Annotated in this window: 9 protein-coding genes and 1 other RNA gene; 4 read left to right on the top strand and 6 right to left on the bottom strand. The window is 33.2% G+C overall.

What is annotated here, in order from left to right; translation table 11 throughout:
• Positions 1–34: 34 nt before the first annotated feature.
• The 5 genes from ERX46_RS04375 to ERX46_RS04355 form a co-directional block, all read right to left on the bottom strand.
• On the bottom strand, positions 35–1,645 hold the full coding sequence (locus ERX46_RS04375; protein ID WP_130092624.1) for a CTP synthase: 1,611 nt from the start codon (positions 1,643–1,645) through the stop codon (positions 35–37).
• A gap of 778 nt (positions 1,646–2,423) precedes the next feature.
• Positions 2,424–2,516, bottom strand: an RNA gene (gene ffs / locus ERX46_RS04370) — signal recognition particle sRNA small type.
• A gap of 53 nt (positions 2,517–2,569) precedes the next feature.
• Positions 2,570–3,799 (bottom strand): 4-hydroxy-3-methylbut-2-enyl diphosphate reductase, encoded by a 1,230-nt coding sequence (locus tag ERX46_RS04365; RefSeq protein WP_130092623.1) that lies wholly within the window; start codon positions 3,797–3,799, stop codon positions 2,570–2,572.
• 111 nt (positions 3,800–3,910) lie between these two features.
• Complete coding sequence (locus ERX46_RS04360; protein WP_130092622.1) at positions 3,911–6,217, bottom strand: S9 family peptidase; 2,307 nt, start codon at positions 6,215–6,217, stop codon at positions 3,911–3,913.
• A gap of 102 nt (positions 6,218–6,319) precedes the next feature.
• Complete coding sequence (locus ERX46_RS04355) at positions 6,320–7,423, bottom strand: hypothetical protein (protein WP_130092621.1); 1,104 nt, start codon at positions 7,421–7,423, stop codon at positions 6,320–6,322.
• 150 nt (positions 7,424–7,573) lie between these two features.
• On the opposite strand from ERX46_RS04355, the gene ERX46_RS04350 reads away from it, so the two are divergent.
• The 3 genes from ERX46_RS04350 (at position 7,574) to ERX46_RS04340 (ending at position 9,848) form a co-directional block, all read left to right on the top strand.
• Positions 7,574–8,110 (top strand): hypothetical protein, encoded by a 537-nt coding sequence (locus tag ERX46_RS04350; RefSeq protein ID WP_130092620.1) that lies wholly within the window; start codon positions 7,574–7,576, stop codon positions 8,108–8,110.
• Between the two features lie 139 nt (positions 8,111–8,249).
• Positions 8,250–8,444: a hypothetical protein gene (locus ERX46_RS04345; RefSeq protein ID WP_130092619.1), complete on the top strand. Its 195-nt coding sequence runs from the start codon at positions 8,250–8,252 to the stop codon at positions 8,442–8,444.
• Positions 8,445–9,407: 963 nt separating this feature from the next.
• Positions 9,408–9,848: a helix-turn-helix domain-containing protein gene (locus ERX46_RS04340; RefSeq protein ID WP_165366148.1), complete on the top strand. Its 441-nt coding sequence runs from the start codon at positions 9,408–9,410 to the stop codon at positions 9,846–9,848.
• On the opposite strand, the gene mnmA is transcribed toward ERX46_RS04340, so the two are convergent.
• Positions 9,838–11,019: a tRNA 2-thiouridine(34) synthase MnmA gene (gene mnmA / locus ERX46_RS04335; RefSeq protein WP_130092617.1), complete on the bottom strand. Its 1,182-nt coding sequence runs from the start codon at positions 11,017–11,019 to the stop codon at positions 9,838–9,840. The genes ERX46_RS04340 and mnmA overlap by 11 nt on opposite strands.
• Before the next feature lie 241 nt (positions 11,020–11,260).
• Here mnmA and ERX46_RS04330 point away from each other — a divergent pair, with 241 nt between their 5' ends.
• A complete protein-coding gene (locus ERX46_RS04330; protein WP_130092616.1) occupies positions 11,261–11,977 on the top strand; it encodes a hypothetical protein in 717 nt (238 codons plus the stop codon).
• The last annotated feature ends 931 nt before the right edge of the window (positions 11,978–12,908 follow it).

Below are 12,908 nucleotides of genomic sequence, written 5' to 3'. Positions count from 1 at the left end.
AAAACTATATTTCTATACCTTATTTATGTTTATTCTACTTTTTATTATCCATTACCGCCTTTATAAAACTTTTGAATAGGGGATGTGGGTTATCTACTGTACTTTTATATTCAGGGTGGAATTGAACACCAACAAACCAAGGATGATTCTCAGCTTCAACAACTTCAACAAGTCCAGTTTCAGGGTTAAATCCTGTTGCCTTCAATCCATTTTTCTCGAAATCTTCTAGATATTCGCTGTTAAATTCAAATCTGTGACGGTGGCGTTCCTTAATCACTTCCGTATTGTAAGCTTCGTAAATTTTAGAACCTGATTTCAACTCACATTTGTAAGAACCCAAACGCATGGTGCCTCCCATATCAGAGACAGATTTTTGTTCTTCCATTAAACTAATCACCGGACGTTTAGAGTCTGGAGATATTTCTGCAGTATGTGCATCTTCCCATCCCATAACGTTTCTAGCAAATTCAATAACGGCACATTGCATTCCTAAGCAAATTCCTAAAAATGGAATTTTACTTTCTCTAGCATATTGTACAGCATTAATTTTTCCAGTAATTCCTCGTGAACCAAAACCTGGCGCAACTAGAATACCATCTAAATGGCCTAGAAATTCTTCAGCATTCGTTTTAGTGATTTTTTCTGAATGGATCCATTCGATATTCACTTTACATAAATTCGCTGTTCCACCGTGAATAAATGCTTCGTTTATTGATTTATAAGCGTCTTTTAACTCAACATATTTACCAACCAATCCTATAGTTACTTCAGAAGTTGGATTTTTTAAATTGTGCAAGAATGAATTCCAAGTTGTTAAATCTGGTTTAGATTTACGAGAAAGGTTCAATCGTTTTAAAACAATCTCGTCTAATTCTTCTTCTTGCATCATTAATGGAACTTCATAAATAGAAGTAGCATCCATTGCTTCGATTACAGCTTCTGGAACAACATTACAAAATCTAGCAATCTTTTTACGAATTTCTAAATCCAGTTTATGTTCAGTTCTACAGCACAAGATATCAGGTTGAACACCCAATTCTAACAATTGCTTTACAGCATGCTGCGTAGGTTTTGTTTTTAACTCACCAGCTGCTTGAAGATAAGGGACTAGTGTTAAGTGGATTACCAGACAGTCGTCTGCAAATTCCCATCTCATCTGGCGTAAAGCCTCAACAAAAGGTAAAGATTCAATATCTCCAACAGTCCCACCAATTTCAGTGATGATGATGTCGTATTTCCCGTCTTTTCCAAGACTTTGAATATTTTCCTTGATTTCGTTTGTGATGTGTGGAATAACTTGAACTGTTTTTCCTAGATATTCACCTCTTCTTTCCTTATTAATAACAGATTGATAAATTCGACCTGTAGTAACATTATTCGCTTGAGAAGTTGTAACATTTAAGAAACGTTCGTAATGACCCAAATCCAAATCGGTTTCTGCACCGTCATCCGTCACATAACACTCACCGTGTTCATAAGGATTTAAAGTTCCAGGATCGATATTGATGTATGGATCTAGTTTCTGAATTGTTGTTGAATACCCGCGCGCTTGAAGAAGCTTGGCTAATGAAGCCGCTATAATTCCTTTCCCTAATGAGGATGCAACCCCACCAGTTACAAAGATATATTTTGTTGAATTTGACATTATAAAATAGATTTGTAACTACGGGGGGCAAAGATACAACAATACTTAGGAGTTGTATGAAATCTTTATTTTTTTTTGAATATGTTCACGGTAGTGTGGTATAAAATCCTTTATTCATGAAACATAACTGATTAACTTTTTTTTGTTTTAGGCTGATTTTAAAAATTAAAATAAAACAATACAATTATTAAAACTCACTCAAGAATAAGAAGGTTAGTTAAAATTCTTAACAGGAATGCAGTAGAAACAGGGAGTTGACATTATATAAAACAACAAGAGGAAAAAACGAGCGTCTTTTCCTCTTGCATATCAACCTAACTTAACCACCTAAATCGTTACAAAAGTACTTTATTATGTTTGCATAACCTAGGTATCTTGAATTAAATCATGAAATTTAACACTTTTAAACACTTGTATATTAAATTGTTAGAAGTTAATGGTGTGGAATAAAATTATATCAGGGTCAGTAGGAAACCGAGTAGAGCACCGCCAAGAACAATGAAGGCACTGCTCTCTTTCTTAAAAACCAAAACACATAAATTCATAGTTTTTAAAATAGTTTTGCAACTTCTTTAATTTCGTGTTTCAAAATCAGTTAAATTAATTTTAAAATTGATTTTGACGCAAATTCAAAGATTAAGAATATATAATAAAGATTGTGTAATGTAAAGGCTGTATTAAATGACGCGGTTAGATTACCAATCATTGACAGTGACTTGTTGTATTTTTGAAGCGAGAAGATTTTGGAAATGGTGGTGGAGAGGAAAAAAAAGTGGGGTAAGCTTAATGCATCGCACTGCTACAACTTCTTACCCTTGCTACGTTCCCGTCCTGGGGGGTTCAGAAGGAGCTAGTCGTACATGACTTACCCCGCCGCAAAAGTAGTAATTACATTTCAGTCTGCAAGCAATATTCTAAAAATATTTAAATATTCTTTGCTGATGCTGAAATCACTTCTTCAATTGACTTTGTATCACTGAAATACGATAGTACTTGATGCAGAACACGATCCACGACAGCGTCTGGACAAGATGCTCCAGAAGTAAGAACGATATCTAAAACATCTTTTTTTGGAAGGTATTCATGTGAAGTTTCAACTTCTTTTGAATGAATGTTGAAGTGTTTAATTTCTGTTTCACTTTTAATATCTTCCTCTGTATTGATAAAGTAGCTTGGATATTTTTCTTCTAATAATTCAACTAAATGTGTTGTGTTTGAACTATTATAACCGCCTACAATAATCGCTAAATCAGCATTTGACTCCATTAATGCATAGGTAGATCTTTGATTGTCATTGGTCGCATAACACAAAGTATCGCGGGTGTCTGCAAAATGATTCTTGATTTTATCCTCCCCGTATTTATGAATCATCGTGTCTTTAACAAAATCTGCAATTTCTTGGGTCTCTGTTGCCAACATTGTTGTTTGATTCACGACACCTAGTTTGTCTAAATGTTTGTCAACATCAAATCCTACAGTATGTTTATCTTTGAAATAAGTATAAAAATCTTCTTTTGGCTTATTCCCCAACACGATTTCCATCAAATAAACAGCATCTCCAATATCACGAACAACAACAGAAGGGGAGCTGGCCGAACTATGGGAAAAAGTAGCTCTTGTTTCTTCATGGTTGTGTTTTCCGTGAATAATAATACTGTGTTCTGTTTCTCCTAAACTTTTTGATCGGTTCCAAACTTTCTCCACAAATGGACAGGTTGTATTGTATGCTTTCACATCAACACCTTTATTTTCAAGTCGAACAATGGTTTCAATTGGAGCTCCAAACGCAGGGATAATTACAACATCTTCGGGTTTCAATTCATCAAAACTGATCAATTCATTTCCTTCTGTATCTTGTAAGAACTGAATTCCGTTGTCAAGTAAATCGGCATTAACATTAGGATTGTGAATCATCTGACTCAACAAGAAGATACGTTTCCCTCTATTTTCTACAATTGCTTTATATGAAATTTCAATTGCATTCTCTACACCATAACAAAATCCAAAATGGCGCGCTATATGGAAACGAACTGGACCGAAGTCCAATATCGTAGGGGTAAAGTCTTTTTTTCTAGGATCTGCAACTTTGCGCAGATTTTTAACTTTGGATATAATAGGAGAGCGGTAAAACTCTGGGATATCAAACTCTTTCATCTTACTATTCTATTTTACAATTCAAAGATAATGCTTATTTATTGATTCAGACATATCAATTGGATAACACCTAAATAATGTCTTTGTTTTACTTCGTTTTTAATTATTTGACTATTTACCCAACAACTCCTCATCAAACATTTTAAGTAACCTACTGTATTCGTCTGTCCAAGAACTTGTTGATTTAAAACTATGTCTTTCGAATGGGTAACTCACTAAATTCCAATTTGTTTTACCTAATTCAATAAAGCGTTGGTTTAATCTAATTACATCTTGATATTGAACATTGTCATCTATCATTCCATGAAATAAAATCAAACGATCTTGAAGTCCATCTGCATAATAAATTGGACTGCTTTTTCGATAAGCCATTGAATCTAATTCAGGTGTATTTAGAATGTTGGATGTATATTCGTGATTATAATGTGCCCAATCCGTAACAGAGCGCAAGGCACCACCACAAGCAAAAACACCTGGATGCTTCAGCAATGCCATCAAAGTGATGAATCCACCATAAGATCCACCGTAAATCCCTACTTTTTCTGGATCAATTCCATGTTCTTTAATAAGGTAAGAACGTCCATCTATGTTATCACTTAAATCTAATCCTCCCATCTCCCTGTAAATGTCGGTTCTGTGTTCTCTACCATAACCTTCACTTGCACGATAATCAATATCTAAAACTGTATATCCTTTTTCAACGAGCAGATTATGGAACATATATTCACGATAATAAGAGCTCCACCAATTGTGTGCGTTCTGCAAATATCCAGCGCCATGAACGAAGATTACAGCAGCTTTATTTCCATTAGATTCGGCTGGTTTATATACTCTAGCATTAATATTTTTTCCGTCTTTTGATGTGAATGTTATTAACTCAGGTTCAATCCATTTAGTGTTTTTAAATGAATCTTTTGTTGAAGTGGTAATTTGAGTTAATACAGCATTTTCTTTCAATGGAGCGATGTATACTTCCCAAGGTTTATTCTTGTAAGAATAACGGACGGCCATCCACTTTTCATCTGGACTTAAAGTCACCTCATGATTTCCATCTTTTGAAAGAAGTGGAGTTAATTCTTTGGTGGAAATATCCAACTTATAAAAATCTCTATTTCCAGGATGTGTTTTATTAGCTGTAATGAAAAGATGCTTTCTAGATTTACTTAATTCTACATTATGAATTTCAAAATCACCACTTGTCAATGCCTTTGTTGAATTGGATTTCATATCATAAAGGTAAAGATGACTGTAACCAGATTCCTCACTTTGAAAGTAAACTTGATACTCATTTATCCAACCCATATTTCCTTTAATGAAATTCCAGCCTGAAATTCCTGGTCCACCAATCCAAGCTTCATTGTGCTGATGTTCAATCTCTTTTAGTTTTTTTGCTTTAAAATCATAAATTGCTAACCACCGGTCTTTATTGTCTTGACTTTTTATGGAAATCAAAGCAAAATTACCCGACTTTGAAAAGTCAACTTCATGAATGACTAAGATTTTGTCATTTTCAAGCTCGCCAGTAAATCCATATTCATTTTGATAAGCAGGACGCTTACGAATTCCATTTAAAAAACTAAAATCTAGTCTATAAATGCTGTCTTTACTGATGTTGTAAATATTTAATTCTATATCAGTCAGTGTTTTTGTTCCTACTTTTGCACGGGCATTTTCTATTTGTGTGTATCCATCTTTGGCAATATAATGTGGAACTTTTGTGAATTTATCTTTTGATTTATCTGAAGTTCTGTAAACTATAAACTCTTCATTAGGGGAGATTTGAATTGAGTTTAGATTTTTATCATTTAATGAAATAGCGAAATCTTCTTTTTTAGGTAAATTTTTTAGCTTCTGTTGATCTTTGTAATAATCAAACAAAACAGATTCTTCTTTTGAATAGTAGTCATTTTTTTCTTCATTATTTTTTGACTTCATTTCAAAATTGGTGACTTGTTTCAATTTTCCAGTAGAATAAGCGTAGGAGAAGAGGTTGTTATTTTGTCTGAAGTAGACTTTCTGATTATTATTTACATGTTGTAATTCGCTTTTCTGATCTCGGGAATCAATAACTGAAATTCTCTGCTTTGATTTTGAATCGAAATAATACAATTCATTATTATTAAGTAATAAAGAAGAGTTAGCGTAATAATTCAAACCATTTCGTTGGTCTAATCCAATCAATGTGGTCTCTTTCGACTTTAAGGAATATTCATAAATCTGAGCGTAATCTGTTGAATCGGTATCTTTTGAATAAAAAATTGAATTACCATCAACAGACCATTTTATATCAAAAGGTTGGTGACCGATAAAAGAATTTCCTGACATGATTTCTTTGAGCTCAATTCCAGCTTCGATTTGAGCTAATAAATGAAATTGAAAACCCATCAATAAAGAGAGAACTAAGAATGTATTTTTCATGAACTAATGATTTCATACGAATATATCAATAGCATTGAAAATAATGGATTTATGAGTTAAAGAGTTGTCCCGACTTTTCAACAAGAATTTATCCAGGTGTTTCTAAGAAGCGTTACTTATCGAGTTAATTGACTGATCTAGAATTGAAATTGGTCGAATTTCTTTTCGAATGTTTGACCATTTTTCTGGATATTGCTGAAGTAAATAGGCGATTTTCGTTTTCTTCTTTTTAATCGCATCTGTAATGGCAGGCGGAGTAACTGGTGGATCCAATTGAGCGGCAACATTCTTACCGTTGATGACCATACCAAATGCAGAAGCACGAATTGCAGCTTCTTCATATTTGTCAAGCAGAGTAGCGGTTCTGCCATCATTTACGATTGTTGCAGAAGCAGGTTTATTTTTGATTTGTTGCAATTTATCCAATTGAATGTGATCCACTGTAATTTGAATAGAGTCTTCCGAAACGCTCAAGTTATAAGCTAGGTAAACCGCATTTTTAATCGCCAATTCTATATTTTCAATTGTCAATCGCTCTTTGGCTAATTTATAAATTACATGATTGTTAATCACAAATGTCTTGTTGAGTTGCTTTTCCAGTTTATTTTTAAAATCGTTGATAATATTACGAATCGAAGAACTGTATAATTGTTCAGTAGATTTTAAATCATCAGTCAATTGCTTAATTCGTGCGTCTTTTTTGCGATTAATATATTCCACACTAGAAAGAAACTCTCTTTCTTCAATTACCCTTTTGTGTTCAGCAGAGAAAATAGAACTTAGAATATTACTTAGAATATGTTTCTCTTGCGTACTAATTCCTTTGAATTTAGCATTCAAACTTTTAAGAAAGACATTTTGCGGAAAAGCAATTAAGATTAAGTCTTTAAAATCATCAACAGGAGAAGGGAAGTACAGTTTTAGTACATTCATAGCGTCTTCATCTTCGAAAGTCAGCTGGTTTTTCGACTTCTTTATCTCTGAAAATGGCTCTGATTGATTAGACCATTCTGAATTAAGCTTTGTATTTCTGATGTTTTGCGCCTTAACTTTTAGGTAGTCATTCAGTGAGTTAGCGTCATTTGTAGTGTAAATTTGCTTGTCAAAATCTACCCAAATAGCAGATGTGACCGTGACTCCGGGCAGAAACTCAGTTATCCTTTCTATAAGATAAGGAATGGGGTGATATGTGCCAGCAAGTCTCATGAATTAGCAAAAATAGAAAAACTTAACTTAATCTACAGCTTAATCTGCTTAATTAAGTTTAATGAATTCACTTAATATATGTATACCGCTTAATTGCTCCAAAAGTTACAGTGAACTTCAAGATATTTGTACCGAACAACAATTATAGTCATGTACATAACGATTTCACAGGAGAACAGAATTGCAATAGAAGAACTCAGGGAAGAGGCAATTCAGATTAAGCAAGAAGCTACCGAGTTAAGTATTTCATTACTTATTCAGTTAAAGACAGTTATGTTTCAGTTTTTATTAAGCTATAAAGAATATTCTTTGACAAACATTAGGGAATATGGACTTGCTGAAATATTGATGAGTCGGGCGAATAGATTCTTCAAACTAGATCAAGGAGATGAAGGACCAAAAAAATCAAAAGAAAAATCTAAATCTAAATTTCGTTTTAGAATAAAGTCAAAAACTTTAATCCATAAAACAAAAGTCAATTCTAGAGTAGAGGTAAAGTCAAAAACAAATTCAAACATTAAGTCAAAAGTAAAGTCCAGAAGAGGGTATAAGTTCATAATAAAGAGAGTATTTAAAGTCATTTTATTTCCATTTTACATCCTTATTTTAATACTTGGAATGCTCTTAGGGTCAGAAAGTAATGAGAAGTCGAATAAAAATGTAAAAAACAAATACAACCCTTACTAGTCTATTATTCAGTAATTCAGTTCCAGTTAATTGAATGAATTATTCATAAAATAATTTAAATATGTCAATTATATTTCGAAAATTGTAACCTCTTGATTAATTGCGCGTAACAAGGAGAAGTTATTTTAATCAGAAAGATATGATGAATCGATATGTAATAGCACTTAATCGTTTGAATATTGCCAAAGAGCAATTAACAAAGCACCATAATCAAGGAATTGAAAGTAAGTTAACGATATTTGAAGTAGCCCAATTAATGGATGTTGTAAGAAAATATCCATCACAAAAAATTGAACATGATGATCTATTTACTTGTGGATTCTCAAAAAACTAATTGCAATATGCTTTTGTTCAATAGTTTATAGTTTAACGTTGTTTTATTTAATCAAAGAGGAGTTATGGCTCCTCTTTTTTTGTTGAACTGTCTGGTTTCGACTCCGCTCAGCCAGCGTAACTAAGCGTTGACACAATAGGCACAGTAGACACGGTAGCTAAACTTTAGTAGCTGAAGAACCAACAAAACCAGCATAAACAACATAACTTACTTAATTTACCTTCCCAGTATTAGGTACTCAATCCATAAATTAGTATCAAAATCAGAATATATATCACGATCACATTAATTATCTGAGTAAAAGAAGTCCAAAGAGAATTTTTAGGTTCCCTAAATAGTTTAGTTATATTTTCACAACGCTATTTTTAATAGGAGTGAAGGAGTGAATCAATTCCTTAGTTTAATAACAAAGTTCTACCCTGACTTTAATGGAATTTTGAAATTACTCAGTTAAAAAAACCTAGAAATTAACATTAGAATGTACTTAACATAAAACGTAAAATCACGTTTTATGAAATAAAAGAAGGGATTCCGCCAGAGGTAGGAGAGCTTCTCAGTAGTTGCATTCTGAAATGATAAGTTTTAAGATCTATAGGTCGGGGAAAGTGTTGTTCTAGCAGAGATTGAGCAACACTGTACCCGAGAGACTCCCAAATTGACTGTCATTCCACAAAGATATTAACTGGTTAGTCGTTTAGAATATTATTCTGAAGTCTACCATTAACAACAGGGAATAACCAATTGTAATCAACTCTATTGGTTTTTAATTTTTTTCATCGTCAATACACAGGGAATACTAGCGAATACATCTTTATCGACTTGGATAATGATGTAAATACTGTTTACAAAAGTAACTATCTGGAATTTATCCAAGGTTACAAAAGTAAACCTATTCAAAAATAATATATTCACTTATGTAACTCTTAGATTAAAAAATGTTACTTTTACAATAAACAAATGTATATGTCGATAAGCGAAAGATTACAAATGGTAATAAAAATGAACGGAATGACCAACGCATCTTTTGCAGATGAAATTGGAGTTCAGCGTTCTAGTATTTCACATGTATTGGCTGGACGTAATAAACCCAGTATAGATTTTATTCAAAAGATCTTGGTAACTTTTCCTAAAGTAAACGCAGATTGGCTGGTAACAGGGAAGAGAATAGGTAAAATAAGTGGATCGACGGAAGAAATAGAAGTTAAAGAAGAACGAAACGTTACCACTGAAGTGAATGCCCCAATTCAAACCATTCATGAAGAAGAACCTGGCGAATATAAGGGTGTGTCGCGCGAGAAGCCTGTCGAAAATAGAGAACCCGACCTAGATAGTCAACGCAAGATTACAAAAATCCTAGTTTTTTATGATGATGGTACATTTGAAGAGACAGTTCCTAAACACTAATTACTCCAGAACCCAATAATTCGTCGTTATTGTCATAAAAAGCACAAAACTGTCCTGGCGTTATGCCGCGCTGTAATTCATCAAACAAAACATAAGTAAAGTCATTTTTACGTAAAACTTTCGCTTTTTGTAATGACTGACGATAACGAATTCTAACCATTACATCTGTGACCTTATTGATATTAAACTCATTATTTAGATTAGCATAAATAATAGACTCATTATCAATTTTTAAAGCAGGTTTATTCAAACCAAGATGAGTATCATTTTGTCCACTGAAAATCAGGTTATTTGTAGTATTAACTTCAAGTACAAACGACGGATTTGGTCTACCGCCAATTGCCAAACCTTTTCTCTGTCCAATCGTGTAAAAGTGAGCTCCTTGATGCTCTGCAACTACAATTCCGTCTTCCTCCTTAAAATGAATAGGAGCAACTAGCTCTTCAATATGATCAAAATCACGAGGAATTTCATGGAATTTGGTTAGAACAGGCAAACTTTCAGGTACTTCAATAACTTTACCTTTCATTACTTTAAGTTGCTGCTGTAAAAACTCTGGAAGACTGACTTTACCAATAAAACAAAGACCTTGAGAGTCCTTTTTATCAGCAGTAATTAAATCTTGTTCTTTCGCTATCCTTCTTACTTCATCTTTTTGCAAATCACCAACAGGGAAAAGTGCTTTACTCAACTGATCTTGGTTTAACTGACATAGAAAATAAGACTGATCCTTATTGCGGTCCAGTCCAGCCAACAAACTAACACTACCATCCGGATTGTCTTTGCGTCTGCAATAATGTCCAGTAGCTACGTAATCAACACCCAATTCAAGCGCGCGTTCCATAAAAACATCGAACTTGATTTCACGGTTACACAAAACATCTGGGTTAGGAGTACGTCCGGACGCATATTCATCAAACATATACTCAACAATACGTTCCTTGTATTCCTTACTCAAATCAATCACCTGAAAAGGGATTCCGAGTTTATTGGCTACAAGTAAAGCATCATTTGCATCATCAATCCACGGACATTCATCAGAAAGCGTAACAGACTCATCATGCCAGTTCTTCATGAATAAACCAATAACATCATAACCCTGTTCCTTCAACAGATAGGCCGCTACACTTGAATCTACACCTCCAGATAATCCTACTACTACACGTTTCATTCTATAAATTTAAGAGTGCAAATTTACGTAAGTTTTATGGCTAAACAAAATGAATAAATGTTACAATTGTAAACATCGTTTATCCATGTGAATTTGAGTTTAAGTTACAAATGTATATAGTTGAATTTTCTCAGACTTTATAGTTAATTACAAAAGTAAACATTTGGATTTTGTATTCTTTTAACAAGGTTACAAATGTAACATCAGCAAAGAACAACATTTTTTCAATATATTTACCAGCATGAAAAAAACAGTACTCACTTTCGGTTTAGCATTAGCGAGTTGGACAATGGTTCAAGGTCAATGTGAAGAAATCTATTTAAAAGGATCTGTCCGTGATACTGCAATGGTGCAAAGTTTTTACAACTTGATGGTTATTAATGTAACCACACAACAAGGTGTATTTGGTAGACCAAATGGCGAATTTTCTGTTTATGTACGACCTGGAGATAAGATTGCATTCTCTGTAAAAGGTTATGGGAAGAAATTTATTGATATTCCTGCTCAAAACAAATGTTCGATTGACACAATCATTTATTTAAGTCCAAATATTCAGAACTTTAAAGAAATTCAGGTATATCCGATTAAATCTTTAGAGAAAATTAAGGAAGAACGTGAAGCATTGAGTCAGAGAGAAACAAGAACAGTAACAGGAATAGATATTTTTAAGAGTCCGATTACAGCATTATACGAAAGGTTTAGTGACAAAGCGCAGTCCAAGCGACTCGTTGCTGAAATGGAGCACAAAGACAACATGACGAATGTTGTAAAAGAACTTTTGCGTACTTATGTTTCTTATGATGTTGTTTATTTGGAAGAAGAACAGTTTACTGCTTTTATAAACTTCTTAAATATTGACGAGCATTTTCTTAAAACAGCCTCAGACTATGATTTAATAGTTTATATTCAGGATAAGCTGGAGCATTATAAATTCTTACATCCAGATTTGTTTAAGTAGCGCTTGGTTTAGCTTAGAATCTGATTTTTAACTCATCTTTTAAATGGTATTCCTTTTAATAAACACGCAGTATCCGGGATAATTTTATGGCTCTTTATGAAATACTGTGCGTAATCAATTTTAATCCTTCGAAAGATTAATAGTTCTACTACGAATTCAACTGTAACCTACACGAGTTGTATTTTAAAGTATTTATCAAAATTATCATTTCATTTTCACAAGCAAGCATATGATAGTCTCTATTCCAGTTGGTTAGTCCCATCGGGACGGCATATTAATAGCCAAGGACGTAAGTCCTTGGTTTAAAACAAATAGATATAATACAAAACCCCACAAAATCGACCTAATTGCATGCAATTAGGTCGATTTTGTGGGGTTTTGTTTCGGATTGTTTCGTTTGACGGAAGGGCTTTAGCCCATCCCTATTAACATGTCGTCCCTCTGGGATTTTGAATAATAAATACTTAAATAACAGGGATTTATCAAATTAAGCCAATTGTATTGTAAAAGAAAATTTCCATTTAAATAAAAGTAGAACCAAATTAAGAATCGTTTGGCTTCAATTAAAACCATAGATTTTAAATTTACCCACACAAAATCATATAGAACCAATTATATTTTGGTGCGCTAAATCCTCGTGTAAGATAATTAGTGTTCTGTTTTTAAGATCTAGTCGTCAAAGATTAGCAAAATCATTACTTTATTAATTTTAGATGGTTTTGACTAAAAAAAAATAATTTGCTTTTTCAGGGTGCTGGATTATATTACTTATTCAGCAGGACGCGCTGTATCCTGCTGATTTGAGCTGGGCTTTCTGCCCGCATAGAAACTTAGTCTTTTCAAGAAATATATTCGAGTGCACAGTAAATAGGGATGTTCGTAAAAGAGGAATCTAATTTACAATTAATTATTAACCACATCTGTACTGAGC

It is taken from the genome of Brumimicrobium glaciale, from assembly GCF_004152935.1.
In the GTDB taxonomy this organism is placed as follows: Bacteria; Bacteroidota; Bacteroidia; order Flavobacteriales_D; family Crocinitomicaceae; genus Brumimicrobium; species Brumimicrobium glaciale.
This window is presented reverse-complemented; position numbering and strand designations above follow the sequence as displayed.

What these genes read in the sequence shown, in the direction of transcription:
- ERX46_RS04365 (WP_130092623.1), bottom strand. Translation starts at nt 3,799, where the DNA reads ATGAAAGAGTTTGATATCCCAGAGTTTTACCGCTCTCCTATTATATCC.
- ERX46_RS04375 (WP_130092624.1), bottom strand. Translation starts at nt 1,645, where the DNA reads ATGTCAAATTCAACAAAATATATCTTTGTAACTGGTGGGGTTGCATCC.
- ERX46_RS04360 (WP_130092622.1), bottom strand. Translation starts at nt 6,217, where the DNA reads ATGAAAAATACATTCTTAGTTCTCTCTTTATTGATGGGTTTTCAATTT.
- ERX46_RS04350 (WP_130092620.1), top strand. Translation starts at nt 7,574, where the DNA reads ATGTACATAACGATTTCACAGGAGAACAGAATTGCAATAGAAGAACTC.
- ERX46_RS04330 (WP_130092616.1), top strand. Translation starts at nt 11,261, where the DNA reads ATGAAAAAAACAGTACTCACTTTCGGTTTAGCATTAGCGAGTTGGACA.
- ERX46_RS04340 (WP_165366148.1), top strand. Translation starts at nt 9,408, where the DNA reads ATGTCGATAAGCGAAAGATTACAAATGGTAATAAAAATGAACGGAATG.
- ERX46_RS04345 (WP_130092619.1), top strand. Translation starts at nt 8,250, where the DNA reads ATGATGAATCGATATGTAATAGCACTTAATCGTTTGAATATTGCCAAA.
- mnmA (WP_130092617.1), bottom strand. Translation starts at nt 11,019, where the DNA reads ATGAAACGTGTAGTAGTAGGATTATCTGGAGGTGTAGATTCAAGTGTA.
- ERX46_RS04355 (WP_130092621.1), bottom strand. Translation starts at nt 7,423, where the DNA reads ATGAGACTTGCTGGCACATATCACCCCATTCCTTATCTTATAGAAAGG.